The sequence below is a fragment of the Photorhabdus machadonis genome (assembly GCF_052657765.1).
Genome location: NZ_CP199761.1, coordinates 643513 through 663008, shown reverse-complemented (window position 1 = coordinate 663008; position 19496 = coordinate 643513). Strand labels below are relative to the sequence as shown.

General features: G+C 39.6%; 16 protein-coding genes. 15 read left to right on the top strand and 1 reads right to left on the bottom strand.

Annotated features, from left to right (window positions below; translation table 11 throughout):
• Window positions 1–579 precede the first annotated feature (579 nt).
• Window positions 580–789 (top strand): hypothetical protein, encoded by a 210-nt coding sequence (locus tag ACUN2T_RS03155; RefSeq protein WP_445496207.1) that lies wholly within the window; start codon window positions 580–582, stop codon window positions 787–789.
• Window positions 786–902, top strand: a complete 117-nt coding sequence (locus tag ACUN2T_RS03150; RefSeq protein ID WP_081704206.1) for a DUF3761 domain-containing protein — start codon at window positions 786–788, stop codon at window positions 900–902. The genes ACUN2T_RS03155 and ACUN2T_RS03150 overlap by 4 nt, the downstream gene beginning before the upstream one ends.
• A gap of 73 nt (window positions 903–975) precedes the next feature.
• Here the strand turns inward: ACUN2T_RS03150 and ACUN2T_RS03145 are convergent, their stop codons facing one another.
• Window positions 976–1644, bottom strand: coding sequence for an epoxyqueuosine reductase QueH (locus ACUN2T_RS03145; protein ID WP_445496206.1), 669 nt, complete (start codon window positions 1642–1644; stop codon window positions 976–978).
• Window positions 1645–1915: 271 nt separating this feature from the next.
• Between ACUN2T_RS03145 and ACUN2T_RS03140 the strand changes: the two genes are divergently transcribed.
• The 13 genes from ACUN2T_RS03140 (at window position 1916) to ACUN2T_RS03080 (ending at window position 19391) form a co-directional block, all read left to right on the top strand.
• Window positions 1916–3109, top strand: coding sequence for a benzoate/H(+) symporter BenE family transporter (locus ACUN2T_RS03140; protein ID WP_445496205.1), 1194 nt, complete (start codon window positions 1916–1918; stop codon window positions 3107–3109).
• A 147-nt stretch (window positions 3110–3256) separates the two neighbouring features.
• Window positions 3257–4243, top strand: a complete 987-nt coding sequence (locus ACUN2T_RS03135; protein ID WP_445496204.1) for a hypothetical protein — start codon at window positions 3257–3259, stop codon at window positions 4241–4243.
• Window positions 4243–5388 (top strand): BamA/TamA family outer membrane protein, encoded by a 1146-nt coding sequence (locus tag ACUN2T_RS03130; protein WP_445496203.1) that lies wholly within the window; start codon window positions 4243–4245, stop codon window positions 5386–5388. Before ACUN2T_RS03135 ends, ACUN2T_RS03130 begins: the two co-directional genes overlap by 1 nt.
• Complete coding sequence (locus ACUN2T_RS03125) at window positions 5385–6506, top strand: DUF4056 domain-containing protein (RefSeq protein ID WP_445496202.1); 1122 nt, start codon at window positions 5385–5387, stop codon at window positions 6504–6506. The genes ACUN2T_RS03130 and ACUN2T_RS03125 overlap by 4 nt, the downstream gene beginning before the upstream one ends.
• 807 nt (window positions 6507–7313) lie before the next feature.
• The gene (locus ACUN2T_RS03120) at window positions 7314–7892 is read left to right on the top strand and encodes a fimbrial protein (RefSeq protein WP_445496201.1); all 579 of its coding nucleotides are present in this window, start codon (window positions 7314–7316) and stop codon (window positions 7890–7892) included.
• Window positions 7893–7959: 67 nt separating this feature from the next.
• Entirely contained in the window at window positions 7960–8661 is a 702-nt protein-coding gene (locus tag ACUN2T_RS03115; protein ID WP_445497792.1) for a fimbrial biogenesis chaperone, read from the top strand.
• Between the two features lie 22 nt (window positions 8662–8683).
• Window positions 8684–11158: a fimbria/pilus outer membrane usher protein gene (locus ACUN2T_RS03110; RefSeq protein ID WP_445496200.1), complete on the top strand. Its 2475-nt coding sequence runs from the start codon at window positions 8684–8686 to the stop codon at window positions 11156–11158.
• Between the two features lie 11 nt (window positions 11159–11169).
• Window positions 11170–12249: a fimbrial protein gene (locus ACUN2T_RS03105; RefSeq protein ID WP_445496199.1), complete on the top strand. Its 1080-nt coding sequence runs from the start codon at window positions 11170–11172 to the stop codon at window positions 12247–12249.
• Window positions 12250–13524: 1275 nt separating this feature from the next.
• Window positions 13525–14313 carry a protein bax gene (locus tag ACUN2T_RS03100; protein WP_445496198.1) on the top strand — a complete coding sequence of 263 codons (789 nt, stop codon included), beginning with the start codon at window positions 13525–13527 and terminating at the stop codon, window positions 14311–14313.
• Window positions 14314–14508: 195 nt separating this feature from the next.
• Complete coding sequence (locus ACUN2T_RS03095) at window positions 14509–15930, top strand: MBOAT family O-acyltransferase (protein ID WP_445496196.1); 1422 nt, start codon at window positions 14509–14511, stop codon at window positions 15928–15930.
• Complete coding sequence (locus ACUN2T_RS03090) at window positions 15917–17053, top strand: SGNH/GDSL hydrolase family protein (protein ID WP_445496195.1); 1137 nt, start codon at window positions 15917–15919, stop codon at window positions 17051–17053. The genes ACUN2T_RS03095 and ACUN2T_RS03090 overlap by 14 nt, the downstream gene beginning before the upstream one ends.
• Window positions 17040–18260, top strand: a complete 1221-nt coding sequence (locus tag ACUN2T_RS03085; RefSeq protein WP_445496194.1) for an SGNH/GDSL hydrolase family protein — start codon at window positions 17040–17042, stop codon at window positions 18258–18260. The genes ACUN2T_RS03090 and ACUN2T_RS03085 overlap by 14 nt, the downstream gene beginning before the upstream one ends.
• 207 nt (window positions 18261–18467) lie before the next feature.
• Window positions 18468–19391, top strand: a complete 924-nt coding sequence (locus ACUN2T_RS03080) for a GNAT family N-acetyltransferase (protein WP_445496193.1) — start codon at window positions 18468–18470, stop codon at window positions 19389–19391.
• Window positions 19392–19496: the final 105 nt, after the last annotated feature.

The window sequence follows — 19496 nt, the reverse complement described above, 5'->3', positions numbered from 1 at the left end:
AAATTTAAATTCATTAATAGCAATATTCATAAAAACATAATAAAATAAAAATACATTTAATCAATCAATAATGTATTTCATACAGAATATAAATATATTACGTTTATTCCATTTTCAATAAGAATATTAAATATATCTCCCATAGTGTACACGTAATAAGAGTCTGGCATTTTTCTTTGAAAGTATGGCAATGAACTACTTCTTCGTAAACATGGCTATTCTCTATAATTCACTAGCACAAGATACTGAGAGACAAACCATACCACATTAGCTATGCCAATGAATGTCCGGTCATTAACCACATCGCCTGAAATAATCGCTCATTAATTAACCACTGAAAACCATTGCTATTAAATCAACGCGGCCAGTTGTCAGGTAAATCATGCCAAAAAACTTCAACGATTCTTCAACAAATTATAAAAAACCATAAAAAGGTATTATCTTAAATTTGCTGAATTAATGATCACAGCCGTATACTCACTGTGCATTAAAAAAATCTGGAATATCAAGTAGCTTATTAGGCACTAAAAATGTATCCCAGCAAATGAAACAACAAAGTTAAAACACAGGAAAATTATCATGACACGTTTAGGCTTATCTATAACTGCATTATCACTGTTGTTCTCTGGCGCAGTATTAGCCGCACCAACCACATCTGCAACCCAATCTTCGGATACCAAGGTTACATCTTCCCATGTGGAGAAAACTAAATCAGGCAAAGCCGCTTCTAAAGCAGGCAAACAACATTCGCATCATAAGGCGACAAAAGAAGCAAAGAAAACCCACTGAGTTCGCCCATCTTATCTGAGGCAACCGCGCGCTGTAGAGACGGTTCTTTCAGTTACAGCCAACATCGTAGAGGGACTTGTTCCCATCATGGCGGTGTCGATAAATGGTTATAACACAGGTTTGATAGTGTAATAGTCGTAAATTCAGGGGGGACAAATCCCCCCTCAACATATTAAAGTCAATGGTTTAACAAGCACCTTCGGTATCGTCATCACCATAATATTTCACACCAATCCTGATAATATCCCGCCCCTGAGACTGACGGTGTTTATTACTGTCACGCAATGAATAGATACAACCGCAATATTCCTGCTGATAAAATCTTTCCCGTTTACTGATTTCAATCATCCGGGCGGAGCCACCTTGCTTACGCCAGTTGTAATCCCAATAGTTAACCCCCGGATACTGACTTGCAGCCCGTTTTCCACAATCATTTATCTGCTGCATATTTTTCCAGCGGGAAATACCTAAAGAGCTTGAGATCATGCTGAAATTGTTTTCATAAGCATACAAAGCCGTGCGCTCAAAACGCATATCAAAACACATCGTGCAGCGAACACCTCTTTCCGGCTCCCATTCCATGCCTTTAGCGCGCTCAAACCAATTGTCGCTGTCATAATCCGCATCCACAAATGGCACATTGTGTTGTTCTGCAAAGCGGATATTCTCTTCTTTGCGGATCAAATATTCCCGTTTTGGATGAATATTCGGGTTATAGAAAAAGACAGTGTAATCAATGCCAGAGGCATGCAATGCTTCCATCACTTCACCGGAGCAAGGAGCACAACAAGAGTGCAATAATAATCGTTCCACACTATCCGGTAACGTTAAAACAGGACGAACAAAGTTTTCCATTGGGCATGCTCCATAATAAGTATAAGAATTAATTACAATAATAGTTATTTTAGCGGCAAATCTTTCGACAAGGAATTCATCCGATAGCTTACTTGTCTCTATGGTGGTATTAAATTACTTGAAATTCTGACAGGTTCCACCGTTATATCGTCGTAATCCAAGTTTGCACCAACAAGTTCACTATAGATAAATTTGTTTTACGCTGATAGTTAACCAAATTATAGACAAATTCAGATTCTTTTAACCAAAATAATTTAATATGGAGACCACGATGCGCCATGCAATTTCCCTGCGAGACCTCTCTTTTCCGGCAATCATAGCCGGATTTGTCGCTGTTCTGGTTGGGTACACCAGCTCGGCGGCAATTATCTTTCAAGCTGCGGAAGCCGCTGGAGCCACAACCATACAGATCGGTGGCTGGCTGAGTATGCTGGGGCTCGGGATGGGCATCAGTTCTCTGGGGCTCTCGCTTTATTACCGAACGCCGGTCCTGACTGCATGGTCAACACCAGGCGCAGCGCTGCTGGCGACAACCATGCCAGGAACATCAATCAATGAAGCCATTGGGATATTTATCTTTGCTTCTGCCCTGATCTTGTTATGTGGTATTACCGGCCTGTTTGCACGATTAATGAACTATATTCCACAGGCACTTTCCGCAGCAATGCTGGCCGGAATTCTGTTACGTTTTGGCCTTGACGCCTTTTCCTCGTTTTCTGTCAATTTTGTACTGACTGCTGGAATGTGTCTGACTTATCTACTGGCACGCAGATATTTATCCCGCTATGCCATTATTTTCACACTGTTATCAGGGCTAATTATCGCCTCTTTGCAAGGCGATATTCATTTTGAACAACAATCAGCTGTCGCCTTTGCTATTCCTGAATTTATTTCGCCTAGTTTCACACTCTCTTCATTATTGAGTGTAGGCGTCCCATTTTTCATTGTCACGATGGCCTCTCAGAATGCGCCCGGCATCGCCACACTGAAAGCCGCAGGGTATCAAGTCTCGGTTTCATCATTGATCAGCTGGACGGCGCTGATCGCACTGGTCTTGTCACCTTTCGGTGGCTTTTCCGTCTGTATTGCTGCCATTACAGCCGCTATTTGTATGAGTCCGGAAATCCACACCGACCCTAACCGCCGTTATATGGCCGCTGCCGCAGCGGGTGTGTTTTACCTGATCGCGGGCCTGTTTGGTGGCTCAATCAGCATGTTATTCAGCGCACTGCCCACTGCCCTTATTCATACCATCGCCGGATTAGCATTGCTTGGAACCATTTCCGGTAGCTTGCTCCAGGCATTACAGAATGAAAAACAACGGGATGCCGCAGTAATCACATTTTTAATCACGGCTTCTGGCGTAACACTACTTGGCATAGGTGCTGCATTCTGGGGATTAATCGGTGGTGTAATAACCATGATTCTTTTATCATTGCCCGGAAAAAACAAGATCGCTCATTAAACACACAGTAAAATTATAATTTTCAGCACCTTATGATATTTATTATCTATAAAACTTGTGATAGTTTGCCGCTGCTTCTGTACTCTGAAAATTATGATGAGACATTAACAACCTTAATCTCTCTACTCGCAAACCGAGTTTTCCATTATGAAACTTTTTGATATTAGTAAGTTAGCTGTTATTTCATCATGTCTGGCAATGCCTTATAGCTATGCAGATGATCGCCCAATTCTTTCTCTTTCTGTCAGCCAGTCCGGTGGAAGCCAAACGACTGCTGATGGTAGTTTATCCAGAAAACCAAATAAGCAGGAATCACGTGTACTTCCTCTTTGGGGTGATGAGGCCAGAGCCAGAGGCTATGACTTACCTGAGCCCTTTGGCGCCAGTTACGGTTATATGAATATGCGCCAAAATATCGTCGTAGACGAGATTAAAATTATTATACCGAACACCCCTGGATTTGAAGATACACTGGGCATTCAAACAGGCAAAACCAGAGAAAAGAATGAATCGCATATGCTCAAGCTGGATACTTGGGTTCTGCCTTTTCTGAATGTTTATGGCGTTTATGGCTGGACAAAGGGCACATCAAAAACCAATATTGAGGGAATTAGCTTTAGTGGTTCTCCTATTAAAGGAATAAAAGATATCCCCTTCGCACTGGATTTTAAAGGTAAAACCTATGGTGCCGGTTTTACTCTGGCAGGGGGTTATGATCAATTCTTTGGTACCCTTGATACCAACTATACCTACACCAATTTGGATATTCTGGATGGTAAAATCAGTGCCTTGGTTGTCACCCCACGTATTGGTTATGAGTTTACATTCCAGCCAATCATCCCCGGACAGGGAAATACCAAATTGCAGGTATGGACCGGCGGTATGTACCAGAGAATTACTCAGGAATTTGAAGGTAATATTAGTAATCTGAATTTACCCCCCATGTTTGACAAAATAGTAAGTGCATTCGATGATTACGATAGTATGAAATTCAAAGTAAAACAGCATGTTGCATCCCGCTGGAATAATACTGTTGGGGCAAGGCTGGAAGTCACACGCAATTTCAATTTACTGACGGAAGTTGGCTTTAACAAACGTAACAGCTTCTATATTTCAGGTGAGTTCCGCTTTTAATGAAAATCCGCTGTACTTTATATGGGCTGGCTTTAGCCAGCTTTTTTATTTCTGATTTCTCATATGGTCAATTGCCACTTAGTAGGGAAAAAATCGACGGCTGGCTGGAAAAATTAGGCGGCAGTAATACCTATGACAGCAGTAAAGCCATTGACTGGGGCGTTTTGCCTGGCCCTTTTTATACCCCTGAATTAGGCGCTGGCATCGGTGTTGCCGTAATTGGGCTTTACCGGCCAGATGATCACGACCATACCAGCCAAATCTCTTCCCTTTCCCTGAATGGATTTGCTTCTTCAACAGGTGCTTTTGGATTCACATTTGATAACTACAGTTTTTTTGCTGATGATCAATGGCGTTTTTTCCTTTCCGGCACACTGAATAACGTTCCCACCTATTATTGGGGAAGCGGTTATGACGCAGGTAAGGTAGATGATAATAAAGAAAAATACCGATCACAGGAACTGCGCCTGCAACCCAGAGTTCTCTATCGGGTTGCTGATTCCACCTACTTGGGCGCTGGCTGGGATTTTTCATCGCTATACGCCAAAGATCCTGATAATGGCGCGAAAAAACTATTCGCCGCAGAAAAGGACGGACAATCCATATTAAGTTCAGGTGTCAGTGCCTATTTCAGTTATGATACACGGGATTTTCTGCCTAACGCTCATCGGGGACAAGTTCTTGATCTTACTTACACCCATTTTTCCCCGGCATTAGGCAGCGACCGCCGGTTTAACACCGTTGATCTGCAATACAGCGCCTATTACCAATTAAATGAAAAATCGGTACTGGCATTCGATAGTCATGGCCGTTTCACTGATGGTCAGGTACCGTGGAATAGGCTGTCGATGCTGGGTAGCAGTAACCGGATGCGTGGATATTATGAAGGCAGGTACCGGGACAAAAATGTTATCAGCACCCAACTGGAATATCGACACAAACTGGACTGGCGACACGGATTTGTCTTGTGGGCGGGCGCCGGCACCATGAGCCATTACGCCGAAGATATTGGCTCAGGAAACTGGCTCCCCACCGTAGGGGCAGGATATCGCTTTGAATTCAAACCTAAAATGAATGTAAGACTGGACTTTGGTATCGGTAAAAAAAGCAACGGATTTTATTTTCAGGTGGGAGAGGCTTTTTGAAATTGCGTTTATGGATTGCTGCTCTAACTTTAGTTGCAGGATGTCAGGTAACTTTTTCACCAATTGTACCCGTACAACCTGATCTAAACAGTGAAACAACTGCCGAAGCAACCCGTGCATGGCCTGCTCTTGACCCAATCCGCTCTCCCGAAGGATTAAGAGCCTGCTGTGCTTTTGGTTATGATTTGAAAACACAACTATTGGCTATTCCAATCCCTTTTTATCAAATAGCTAATGTGCTGGATGCCGATGATCTTGGCAAACATCATTATAACAATAGCTTTTTTGGCACCGTGGCTTCATTAACAGGAATCAGTAATGAAAAAGTAGGGATAATATATACTCGCAGAGGTGGGTTCATTGATATTTCCCATGTGCGGGATACAGCTGATAATGCCGTTTTTCTGTTCAGTCAAATTTGGCCTCGTCTTGGGGAAGAGTGGCAAATAGAATTAGGCAACGAATTAGCATCACGCCGCATCCAGTTTTATCAATTCACGCCACCAGCTGCGATAGAACAACGTTATACCCTAAGCGCTTATCTGGCGGTAAAACTGGCTTTTGAGCTTGCCGCATGGCATGAAATTGCCCAATGGTATGGTTACCAATCTGTACCGGGATTTTCTGAACAAGTCTCTGCGTTTTCTCCTGAAGATCTTTACTCTAATTTACTGGGAGCGCGTCTTTCCCTTTCATTGATACTGGCAGGACAAGTACCTTCAATGAAGCAATACAGCTTATCAATGCAAGCTATTCTGCCGCCTGCACTGCATAAACTGAAAGCCCTTTCCTCTGATGAAACCCGAAAAATGTTTGAACAGATCGACGGTATCTGGTGGGACAGTAAACGTCGTGTGCCAGATAAGCGCTTGGTTCTTCAACGTGATTATCATACTCACAGCGATCGTACACCGAATATGGTGCCGACAGAGCAGCAACATCCACTCAGGCTTACTTTGCCACAACAATATTCTGGCTACACATTATCTGAATTGGCCGAATTACAATTGTGGCCCAGCCATCAAATGAAAGAGCTTCCAGTGCCAGAACGCTACTGGACTGTTCTTGATTTCCCACAATTAGCAGAAAAAGCGAAAGAGCAGCAAGAGAGTCATTGACTCATATATTTCTATTGACTGCTCCTCTTCACAGAGAGGAAGAAAATCTTAGATGACTATTTCTAAAATAATAATCCCATTTAACTATAATTGATTATTACTTATCATTCTCATAATGTCACATCACAATATAAACTTATCATCATCTATAATAAAACCAAACTATGCCAATTACAGCCAACAAAGAAAAACCCATATTACCAATACATTATTTCACAGGATAAAAAATCGTATTAAAATATTTACAAAGATAAAAAATCAATAACCAACTGATATAAAATAATTAATATTAAACAACATTTAAAGAATAAATAAAAAAATCACAAAAACATTAGCCAACAAAACAAACACCAACAGAAATAAAATTCAAAAATAACAAAATACTTAGTTTTTAATCCTTTTTAAACATCAAAAATAGAGTATTTTCGTTATTTTTTTCGATGACACAAGAGGTTTACTCTTAATTTAACTTAAACAATGCAAATACCTTCTTAAATAAGTACAACCTGTCTATAATGTATATTTCCAAGTTATAAACATGCATGAACAATATCAGCTTCATCTAAGTAGACAAAATAATAACTTACATCGGAAATATTTAAATTCATTCAAGCTGGCTTAAGTTACCAAATTATTTTCAACCATATAATATATTGATTTACATTTTAAACTTATAAAATCAAACTCATTCTATCGATAGATACAGATATTATTTTTAAATCTTTCTAATGTATTGGGGATTCAGGGCCCCTTTCTTCACCCCCTGATAAGATCAATTAAAGATGTCCCTACTCCTGGAGAGGAAAAATGAATAAACTAGCATTATCCACTGCCATCGCTCTTATTTTTACAGGCTCTGCTGTTGCGGCTGATAATTCTGCCGGCGGTACATTACATTTCTCAGGTGCAGTTACTGACGCCACTTGTACAATTAACGGTGGTGCCGCAACTAATCTGACAATAGTATTGGAACCTATCTCAGTCACCCAAGCCGGACAAAAGGAAGGCTTGGTTGATTTTGGTAAAAGAGCGTTTTCACTGGAATTTTCTAACTGCCAGTCCAACGCTGTTGGCTTCGACCCAGCAACCTCCATGTTGAAAATCCACTTCTCATCAGCACACGCCATTGCTAACGATGGTAAATACCTGATGAACCAAGAATTGAATGCAAATGGCAAACCTAAAAACGTAGGTATCGCTATTGTTAAATATGAAGAAGAAAATACCCCGCTCATGCTGAATAAAGCTTTTGATACGGGAATCAAGGGCTCGACTCCAGCACCTGAGGTTGTCGATTTCTATGCGAAATATTATAAAGTAGGCACTGCTGATGCGGAACCCGGTAAAGTAATAACGATGGTGACTTATCACGTTGCTTACTTATAATCATTTACTACAACAAATAAAGCCTATTTATCCAAATAGGCTTATTTACTTTGACAAAAATAACGTTATGAAAAAATTATTTCTAGCTACATTATTCTCGGCAACAGCTTTATCTGCACATGCCAACATTGTTATTAATACAACACGGGTTATTTATCCAGCCGATAATAAAGAAGTATCCGTTCAATTATTAAATACGGGCAATCAACCCTCTCTGGTACAATCTTGGATAGATGATGGCGATCCTAATTCAACACCGGAGACAGCTAAAGTTCCCTTTCTGCTCACGCCTCCAGTAGTCAAAGTTGACGGCAATAACGGCCAGCAATTGAGAATAAAGTACACTAATAGCAACCTACCTACTGATCGTGAATCGCTGTTTTATTTAAATGTGATGGATATTCCCCCCATTACAGAAAACAGTGCCGATAAAAACGTCATGCAGATTGCTATTCATACCCGGATCAAATTTTTCTACCGGCCTAAAAAGCTCTCTATTTCACCTAAGCAGATCGAACAGCATGTTGCATTAAAACGCGATGGCAACCAATTAAAATTGGAAAATTCATCACCCTATATCCTGAATATCGTCGGTCTTAAATCTTCCAATGCGAAACCTAATTTATTAAACGAAGGAACCATCATCAAACCGTTTTCTTCTCATTCATTCAGTACCAATGAAAAAGTAAAAGCGGGAGATAAATTAACTCTGGCTATTATTGATGATTTTGGTGCTATAAATAAATTCACTTTACCACTTCAACAGTGATATTACTGGCATAGCGTAGAACATGATACGAGAAAAAGTTAGCCCGTTAACTCTGATAATAGCCACTATTCTGTATACAGATGGCTTATGTTATGCCGCAACATTTAATACTGATTTTCTAGCCGGTGAATCTGCAAAAGCAGATTTATCCCGATTTTCGTCTACCTCAGAATTACCCGCCGGCCGCTACGGTATTGATATATATCTGAATAATGACTGGAAAGGTCGATTTGATATTAATATCCTGAACGATGGCAAAGACATCTACTTATTCACTGAAGATCTGCCAAGACTGGGGATAAAAAGTGATATAAATCAATTACCAGCAGAAAATTTATCCAAAGGTGAAATTCTTCTGACTAACGTAATACATGAGGGAACCGCTAATCTTGATGTTTCTAAACTCAGCCTGCATCTGGTCGTTCCTCAGGCTTATATTAAAAATGAACTAAAAGGCTATATCGATCCTGCCTTCTGGGACAGAGGAATTCCCGGCGCTATGCTTTCCTATCATGCCAACTATTACCATACTCAAAACAGGAATCAACAGAACAGTAACTATGAGAATGAAGATAATGCTTACGTGTCACTTAATAGCGGTTTGAACCTGTTTGGCTGGCAATTACGTGATCAATCCTCTTATTACTATACGCGTTCAAGTGGCAATAAATGGAGTAATAATACCCGTTATCTGCAACGGGGCATTTCATCAATTAACGCAGAACTTCGCATTGGTGATAGCTATACATCAAGTGATCTGTTCGATTCTTTCCGTTTCCGGGGTATCAACCTGAAAACAGATATGCGCATGTACCCCGATGCCTGGCAAGGGTTTTCCCCTATCGTCCGGGGAGTTGCGCAAACTAACGCTCTGGTAAAAATCTCCCAGAACAATGTTGTTATTTATCAAGGCAATGTACCACCGGGACCTTTTGCTATCGATACTATTTTACCAACAGGTTCGGGTGGAGATTTATTTGTCGAAGTCACAGAAGCAACAGGGCGTACCAATAGCTTTACCGTTCCCTTTTCGTCTGTTCCTAATATGATGAAAGAAGGTCTTGGCAAATACGATATCAGTGCAGGTAAAACACAAATTGCCAACAGTCGTTATAAACCAAACTTTTTCCAAGCCAGCTATCAATATGGCTTTAATAATGTCCTGACGGGTTATACCGGTACCATCATCAGTCAAGATTATTACTCATTACTGTTAGGCAGTGGCTTTAATCTACCAATTGGCGCTATCTCACTTGATATTTCACGATCCAGTGCCAAGTTTGATAATAGCCCAGCGATGAAAGGCCAGAGCTACAAAATGTCTTATAGCCGCTATATTCCACAAACAGGAACGAACTTCTCTCTGGCGGCTTATCGCTATTCCACTAAAAAATACCTGAACCTGCTCGATGCCATTAATCTACATGACTGGATGAGCAACGGATATAACCAACAATACTATTCTCACCAGAAAAACACGTTCAATATCAATTTGAACCAGAGTCTTGGTAACGGTGCGGGTTCACTTTTTCTTTCAGGGACATTCCGTGATTATTGGGGAACAAAGAACAAAAACAGAGAGTATCAAATGGGGTATTCCAACAGTCTGGGCAAAATCAATTATACCCTGACGGCAAGCCGTGTCCGATACAATATCAATGAAACAGAAAACAAAGAGGAGCAACGCTATTATCTGACACTCTCTGTTCCTTTTGAGCTGTTTGACTCTCCAGCCTATCTGACAAGTCATGTCTCAATCAATGACAAACATTACAACAACAGTGATTTGGGATTAAGTGGCAGCGCAGGCCAGAACAACCGTCTGAATTACCACTTCAACGTTTCAGATCAGAAAAGTGGCTCCACAACAACCAGTGCAAATCTGACCTATAAAACACCCGTTTCCACACTGAATAGCTCTTATAGCCAATCCAAGAGTTATCGCCAAATGGGGCTGGGTGCAACAGGCAGTTTAGTCGCTTATCGGGGTGGAATTCTGGCCGCTAACCAAGTCGGGGAAACTTTTGCAATCATTGACGCGCCAGGCACAGTTAACGCTTCTCTGAATGGTGATAAAAGCATGGTAACCAATAACAGCGGTAAATTGCTGATACCTTATCTTTCTCCTTACCGTAAAAACGCCATCATGCTAGATACCAGTGAAATGCCGGAAGGGGCGGCTGAACTTATCGGTAACATCAGAGACATTGCGCCGTATTCCGGTGCCATTGCGCATCTCCGATTTAAAACAGACCAGCGGAAAATTTTTATTTTCTACGCCACTCAAGCCAAGGGTAAACCTCTACCTTTTGGTACTGAAATTGTCGATTCAGGAGGTCACAGCCTGGGATATGTTGGTCAGGGCAGTATGGTTTTCCTGCGAGTAGAGAAATTACCACAGCAAATTTATGTCCGTATCGGTCAGTCAGGCGAAAAGAGCTGCATAATAAACGATCCACAGCCTGAAATGGACTCAACCGCCAATGTTTGCCGTTAAGGGAGAAGATAATGAAACTTAAGCTATTGTATCTGGCGACTTTAATCAGTCTGGGTGGCAGCAGTATCACTTATGCGGACTGTAAACCCAATCATGCGATAACCGCACCAGCAATCACAATTGATATGACAGATAATCTCTATCTGAACAGTAATGAAACTTGGCTATTGAACACCCGGTATTCCGGCTATTTTACATGCACCAGAAACGCATTGTGGAAACAAAACTCTGTGGCTAATGGCTCTCCTTTTACCAGAAACAAGGTTGTTTTGGGGTTCAATGGCGGTAAAGATTATGTCGAAGTGGCTATCACAGATCTTTCTCCTAGCGGCACGATTAGTCTGGGAAACAGTAATACAACCTATCCGGCCAGCAAATTACAGGCCCAATTTACGCTTAATGTTAAGCTACTGAATGGCAGACCCGGAGGTAATAACATTCACGTCTTTTCCGGCAATAATGCAACATTAAAAACAGCTGTTATTGCGATGGACACCACTAATCTAGGGATCCTTGACGCCATTGTTCGTTTTGCTACAGATTTCCTGACTTTTATTCTCACCTGGGTGTGGCCAACTCATTCTGAGGATATCTATTATCAACCGATCACCATGATTTTTGATCGTAAAGAAACAACCTGTAACTTCTCAAATGCGGGATTAACAGTGAACCTGCCAAAAGTTAACCGCGCAACACTGCTTAACGGAACAAATAGAGGAGAAACACCTTTTACACTCAACTTTGCATGCGATTATCTCAAAAACGGTAAAACCTCACGTTCAGTTAAAGCCTACCTAAGCAGTAATAATTTACGACCAAACGACAACCAAACGTTAATCGATAGCAAAGCAGGTGCCGCTAAAGGCGTTGGTATCCGTGTCTCTCAACCAGGTAATTCAACACCCATAACGTTCAGCGCTTCGCAGTCTTCCTCTCGTGGAGCAACACAGCTATTCAGCAAAAATGCCGGCAACGTTATCGATAAACACTTTACAATCGATTTTAATGCCTACTACTACGTTTATGATCCCCAAAACATCATAGCAGGGGAATTGAAAGCAACGTCTGTTCTGAACTTTGAATACAATTAACCAAGAGGCAAGGGCAATGTCCTCTATTTCTTTCAGCTCAACCAAAAATTTATGTTTCAATGAGTAACAATGTGTAACAAAGTGTTTCTACAAAAAAATCCATTTACATTTACAACTTACTCGAAATGAATGTAAGGTAATGATAATTCTAATATTAAATAATCACGCATACTCGCTTAATTTTCTAATAAAATAGTTCAATTATTTTAAAAACATAAAAAACACGTCATCACTTATTAATAACATAAAGAAACAATGCAAAATCTATATTTTATATTTTTATTAAAAATATAAAATATCATAATAAACTTTACATTTAAATATATAAAATGGATAACAATCAGGTAAAAACAATATAAATAACAATGAAAAAATACAAAATAAACATTCAATTAAATATATTTAAAAATAAAATAATCAGTTAAAAATCAATGATATAAAGACAAGTATAAAATAAGTAAAAACAAGTTATTAGACGTTAATATATTTCTATGAGATACAATAATATAACAAACACAACTTACTCAATAACAAATCAAATATAACTTATATTCAAAAAATACTGATCATATATAAACTAAGAGATAAACATTTATATTATAAACAAACAAATTATTAAAAAACTATTATTTTTATATACACCCATATTATTGTGTTATTATAACATCTATCCAAAATAGATAATTGTAACACATTGTTACTTATTTTAACTTAACATTTAGAACCATATCGAATATCCTGCACCGCGCCAAGCCAACTGATAATGGGTATATTATAAAATCAACTCAGATCTGACAGATACAGTTCAATTTTAACTCACAGAGGAAAAACCATATCGGTAACAGGTTACCTTTTTATGAAAATGATACTTATTCTTATAGCGGCAATATTAATATCAATTAGTTTATTACTCGCTGCGGTGTTTCTACGATTAGCAGTACTATAAATAAATGGCTCGAACTGAGTTCAATAATTTTGGATACTCTACCAGCTAATTTACAGATCATGTTTCTTTTAGAAAAAACCTTTCAGGCATGAAATGGACAAAAAAATCATTATTACACCTGATGAATAGCTCAGTCCATGAAAGCAACGTTTTGCACAACAATGACAGATAACCGTCTATAAATTAATAAAAAACTATAGAATAAATTAGCAACATAACAACTTTCATTACAGAAAATATATTTATGAATTACTAATAACTCTGGCTATGCTGGATTTATTTTGCTAGCATTTAGATTGTTTTTTATTCAGAGCAAACGAGGAAAAGCAATGCCCTCTCAAACGACGAGGACAACCGCCATCTTCGCTTTCTTTATTTCATTACTGTTTTCCGCTTTTAGTCACGCATCAACCAGCACCGCTAAAAGCATAGAGTATTCTCACAATGGCGCACAAAGCAATTTGCCAGATTTGCGAAAATACCCTTCAGGCATCCCACGTAAGAAAGCGTTTTTAAATGTTGTTGTCCCTGTAATTGATAAACACAATCAACGAATTATGCAGGAACGGAAATGGTTACTGGAACACCAGAAAGCCAAACGTTGGTCCACTCAGGATATCAGGTTCCTGCAACGTATTTGCAAAAACTACAACGTGAGCTGTAGCAGCTCGCCTAAAAAAGTTAACTGGAACAAGCTACTGAGCCGTGTTGACATCATCCCAACCCATTTTGTCGCGACTCAGGCGGCAACAGAATCTGGTTGGGGAACATCTAAGCTTGCACAACAAAATAACAACTTGTTTGGTATGCGTTGCGGTAACAGCTGTAAGAGGACCCAAGGTAAGATAAAAGGTTATTCCTCTTATCCGACTATCAATGATTCTGTCGAAGCCTATATGAGAAATATGAATACCCACAACGCTTATGAATCATTACGTGTTTCACGCGCTAAACAGAGAAACAGCCAGGAATCGCTGAATACTAGCAAACTGATTGATAATCTTGAAGGATATTCACAATTAGGTTCTACTTACAACAGCTACCTGCATAAAGTGTTTAACAGTAACAAAGGGCTTATTACCCAAGCACAAGAGTTCGCTAAAAACGACCCTAACTAAGGTGCTCAATAAGTATGAACCCGCATATGTAGCCCCAACAACCCGTATCATCCGCTTCATAACAAAGGTATGAAGCGGATGATTTTTTACGTTCACCAGCGTGTCTTTCTCATTGATAGAATATTTAGATTAGATATTATAATATCGCTCATTATTACCCTTGTACTGCGACGAAATGATTAGCCAGAGTTTAATATGAATTTCTTTTCTTTTGAGTTTCTAGGGTCCTTTGTTGCCCTCTTTCTCTTGTATTGGATACTACAAAAAAGTACGAAAGCACAAAACTACTTGTTGATAATCGCAAGTTATCTGTTTGTCTTTTCTTTTAATCCACTTTTCGCCGGTATCTTATTTGGCTATACGCTATTTATCTATCTTTTAACAAACATAGCTGGCAAATTTCTATCCGAACGCATCACATTTACCATTCTGACGATAGGTATTCTGGGATGTTTCACCGCATTCAAATATTACTCTTTCTTTCAAGAAAACCTGCAACAAGCATTTGCCAAATTTGGTTTATCCATAGATTTACCCATACTGACACTACTCCTGCCTTTGGGTTTATCTTTCTATGCATTTCATTCCGTCAGTTATGTCGTTTCTGTCACAAGAAAAGAAATCCCCCGGGCATCATTCCCTGATGTCGTTTTATATCTCTGCTTTTTTCCCAGTATTGTTGCCGGACCGATAAACCGAGCTAAAGATTTCTTACCTCAAATCCAGATTTCATCAAGAGTGATCATTGAACCATTAAGAGCAATATTGCTGATTGCATTGGCAATAACCAAACTATTCCTGTTCAGCTCTTATCTATCCGAAAATTATGTAAACCCAGTTTTTGATGATCCTACCAGCTACAATGCAGGGCAAATCTTGGTTGGTATTTATGCCTATGCCTGGCATATCTATTTTAATTTTTCTGGCTATACCAATCTTGTTACCGGATTAGCGCTACTCCTCGGATTCAGAGTACCTGAAAACTTTAATGCCCCTTATCTGGCGGAAAACTTACAAGCCTTCTGGCACCGTTGGCATATCAGCTTATCTGAATTTATTCGTGATTATGTCTATATTTCTTTTGGCGGTAATAAAAAAGGGTTTGTACGTAAAAATCTTAATTTGTTCGCCGCTATGGTCATCTCCGGTTTATGGCATGGCGCCGGAATTAACTTCATTATCTGGGGAGCTATTCATGGATTAGGATTAATCATCCTCAATGTCAAATATCAGTTGTTTTCTTCAAAAAACAAAAAAAACGAAAGTACATCTAAAAATCGGGCGACTTCATTTTTATCCAGAATTATCACTTTCCACTTTGTCTGTCTGGCATGGGTTTTCTTCCGTTGCCCTACTCTGGATGATGCCCTGACACTATTAAATCAATTGATATCACCAGATTTATTTCACTCGATAATAGCCAGCGGTGGGTTGTTACTGATGTTTTGGGGACTCTTTATTATTTATCCATGGCTGATTAATCTAAAAATAGCCGTTGAGAAAATTCACTCTCAGATTTCATGGATATACTACCCAATACCATTAGCAATCCTTCTGACTTTAGTATTCATGCTTTCACCGCAAGGAATGCCAGGATTCATCTATGCTAACTTCTGAATTCAAATCTAATTTAAAAACTGCCGGGCAAGTCATTTTTATCGTGGTATTAACCAGCCTGCTGTTAATCTGGCTGAATCACCGTTCACTGGATAGATTCTGGCAACAGAAATACCACCAGCAAAGCCCGTGGGCAGCCTTGCACGATAATCCACTCTGGGATTTAGGGGATAATCTGGAACAAGCTGTACTCGCTGCGGGAGAAGCATTCGTCTTACATACCACTGGCAATAACAGTGACAATCATCAGCAAGCTCCCCTAGAAGCGAATATCACCCTTCCCGCAGGTTTTCAGATCGGGCTGAAGCTCCTGGGGGGTTATACCTCTCCTATTGCAAATCTTCCTGCCACTTTCCCTGAATTATTACAAAAATCCCCTCATACTAATTCTGTCGGTTCATCGGTGCCCCACAATTCAGGCAATAGTGTTCATTCCAGTATCGTTATCACCAAAACCAATGTGACGCTAACCGCCAAAGATAAAGTGCTTTTTGCCGGAGACTCAATGATGCAGGGCATTGCCCCGCATCTGAAACGTCGGCTCTATCAGGATTACGGTGTTTCAAGTATTAATCTCAGCAAACAAAGTACCGGGCTTGCTTATCCCAGTTTTTTTAACTGGCCGGAAACTATCGATAAAGCGCTGGAAGCTAACCACGATATCAAACTGGTTGTTATCTTCCTAGGGCCAAATGACCCCTGGGATATGCCACCAAAACATGGAAGCACCTACCTGAAATTCGCAAGTTCTGATTGGGAAAACCTCTATCGCCAACGTATCGACATGATCCTTACCGAAACACGTAACCACGGTGCTGATGTTATCTGGATTGGCCCTCCCAATATGCGACAGAAAAAACTCTCTGCTAATATGGAATATCTGAGATCACTGTATCAATCAGAAGTGGCGAAAGCCGGGGAAATCTATGTTTCTGTTAATGATATTTTTAAATACCATACGGATGACTATTCTGATTATATTGGCGACAATAGTAACAAAATTAAACTCAGAAGCGGCGATGGGATACATTTTAGCTTGAAAGGCCAACAAACTATCTCAGACAATATATTCTCATTACTTGAATTTATTCAGGAACCAGACAAACAAAATGGAAAGATTTAAACAACGCCGCCGGCGATATCACTCTATCGGCCTTGGTCTGGTCATCATGCTCTCTTTAAGTTTGATATCATGCCATAAGCAAAGACCAGAGCCGTTGCCAACGCAACAGCCTGCAAAAGCAAACCAGCAGTTAACAGACTTTGGTGAACCCAATATCACCTTACTGGCAGATAAACTTCACAACAGCCGCCATAATCAACTGCATTTTGTTCAGATAGGTGATTCTCACACTGCCGCAGACTTTTTTACTGGCAAACTCCGTTCTCTATTACAGAAACGTTTTGGCGATGCAGGTATTGGCTTTATCAGCCCAATAAATGTGCCTGGCCAACGTAACGCGATAATCAGTATGACAGGTAATAAACGACAATGGGAACTCACGACCAGTCGCAAAGATAATCGGCCCGATTTCCCTCTCGGTGGTGCAATTGCAGAACCCGATAGCCAAACAAGTCAATTAATTTTGGAACTGTTCGCATCATCTCGAGATCGCTATCAACTTAAAACGCTATATCAGGCAACTGATGATTCTCAGATTCAGGTTCAGTCTGCAACCAAGAGAATACTTAAATTACCGGCAACTCACGGTCAATGGCAATTTTCTACCGAAGAATCGGTCACATTCCCGGTTAATATTATGGCGATACAAAATAATCAGTTAGAATTAGGTGGCTGGTTTATCCAACGTAAACAACCAGGTGTTATGTTGTCCTCTTTAGGTATTAATGGCGCAACCATTAATACGATCGATAAGTGGCAGCCACAATGGATTAATACATTAGCGCAAATGCGCCCCGATATGGTAATCCTCGCTTATGGCACCAATGAAGCATTTAATGATTCTCTAGACTTATCAAATTATCATCAGCAACTGGAAACCAAGGTAAAACAAATTCGTAATCATTTACCACAAACAGTTATCCTTATTATCGGTCCAAGTGATTCCTTGAAAAACAGTCAAGCAGCAAATTGTACAACACAACAACCAGCAATGTTGAATGATGTCATCCGTATTCAGCAGGAAGTCGCTCAAGAGCAGCACACGCTATTCTGGAACTGGCGTGAATATATGGGTGGAGAGTGTTCAATTAGAGCCTGGGCACAACAAGATCTTGCACGCCCAGATTATGTTCACCTTTCAGCCACAGGCTATGAGCGCAGTGCTAAAGCTTTATATCAGCAATTAATAAGTATTCTCGATCAATAAGCAACAATGAAGCTTCATTGGGAATCGGACTAAATACCCGTATTGTATTTAGGGCAAAAAAATCTTAGAGTTGTGAACGACAATATGAGCAAGTTCACAAGGTATCAATTTAATTAAAGATAAATTATCTTTTTCACTATATTGAATGCAATAAAAAATAAGTTTATGCCATCTGTAACACATAGCATTAAAAAGAGTATTTAAAATATGATTTTTTCAAAAAAATATCCTAAAGGTTCTATAAGAAGATTCATTTCCGGCTGGAAAGAATGTAGTTTTGAACGTTACCAACAAGCCTATTCTCTTTATGGCGGTGGAATATCTACTCACCCCAATATTGTAAGTTTTTTAAACAAAAAATTTGGGAATAATTTTATCTTTTACGTTAAAGAAAACCCAAAAACAGAAAATGTTATCGAAGGTGCATACTTTACATGCAAAGATCATCATCTGGCAGCAAGTCATCAAAAAAATTACCATTTCTTCACTTATGATGAAATTATCTTTCCTATCGCCAAGCATCTAAAAACCCTAATCCCAGGGAAATCTAAAGCCATTTCGCTCCTGCACAAAGAAAATTTTATCAACGTTTGTTATGGTCGGTTAAACAAACGAACAGTCTGTCTTGCTAAAGATAATTTTTCTTATAAAACAAGAAGAAATCGAAGTAATGAAATTAACAAATTTAAGCGTTCTGGTGGGGAAATACATCAAATTAACGATTTTACCTGTCAAGAGTTCGTCAATATTTACACTACACTGTACGAAAAACGCTGGACATATAAAACGCACAATGAAGAAGAAAAAGAAAAATTAATTGAATTATATACCGAGCTCAAACAACATCTGTACGGGAACGTCTTAACTATCAATGGCACCCCGGTAGCTTACGATCTCGTCATAAAAGCAGACAGTCCCCAGTGGATTTCATTTGACGCAGTAGACGGTGGGCTCGATCCTGAATATTCCAATCTCAGTGTTGGCAGTATTTTAATGTGGTTAAATATTCATAACGCTTCAGACCTCTGCCAGCAACATCAAAAAACTATGCGTTATTCTATTGGCAGGCCTTCTCTTAGCTATAAAGATCGCTGGTGCAATCGTCATCCATTAGTAAGGAGCTTATTCTAGTTTCATCAATATCCTTACACAACTAACTTATATGGCTTATATGGCCGTTTTCATAGAAAACGGCATTAATTTAACATCCCCAAAAAGTACTTTACGTTTTAGCTC

Coding starts and splice junctions, on each gene's coding strand:
- ACUN2T_RS03095 (WP_445496196.1), top strand. CDS start 14,509: ATGAATTTCTTTTCTTTTGAGTTTCTAGGGTCCTTTGTTGCCCTCTTT.
- ACUN2T_RS03085 (WP_445496194.1), top strand. CDS start 17,040: ATGGAAAGATTTAAACAACGCCGCCGGCGATATCACTCTATCGGCCTT.
- ACUN2T_RS03155 (WP_445496207.1), top strand. CDS start 580: ATGACACGTTTAGGCTTATCTATAACTGCATTATCACTGTTGTTCTCT.
- ACUN2T_RS03100 (WP_445496198.1), top strand. CDS start 13,525: ATGCCCTCTCAAACGACGAGGACAACCGCCATCTTCGCTTTCTTTATT.
- ACUN2T_RS03080 (WP_445496193.1), top strand. CDS start 18,468: ATGATTTTTTCAAAAAAATATCCTAAAGGTTCTATAAGAAGATTCATT.
- ACUN2T_RS03110 (WP_445496200.1), top strand. CDS start 8,684: ATGATACGAGAAAAAGTTAGCCCGTTAACTCTGATAATAGCCACTATT.
- ACUN2T_RS03120 (WP_445496201.1), top strand. CDS start 7,314: ATGAATAAACTAGCATTATCCACTGCCATCGCTCTTATTTTTACAGGC.
- ACUN2T_RS03090 (WP_445496195.1), top strand. CDS start 15,917: ATGCTAACTTCTGAATTCAAATCTAATTTAAAAACTGCCGGGCAAGTC.
- ACUN2T_RS03140 (WP_445496205.1), top strand. CDS start 1,916: ATGCGCCATGCAATTTCCCTGCGAGACCTCTCTTTTCCGGCAATCATA.
- ACUN2T_RS03135 (WP_445496204.1), top strand. CDS start 3,257: ATGAAACTTTTTGATATTAGTAAGTTAGCTGTTATTTCATCATGTCTG.
- ACUN2T_RS03145 (WP_445496206.1), bottom strand. CDS start 1,644: ATGGAAAACTTTGTTCGTCCTGTTTTAACGTTACCGGATAGTGTGGAA.
- ACUN2T_RS03130 (WP_445496203.1), top strand. CDS start 4,243: ATGAAAATCCGCTGTACTTTATATGGGCTGGCTTTAGCCAGCTTTTTT.
- ACUN2T_RS03115 (WP_445497792.1), top strand. CDS start 7,960: ATGAAAAAATTATTTCTAGCTACATTATTCTCGGCAACAGCTTTATCT.
- ACUN2T_RS03105 (WP_445496199.1), top strand. CDS start 11,170: ATGAAACTTAAGCTATTGTATCTGGCGACTTTAATCAGTCTGGGTGGC.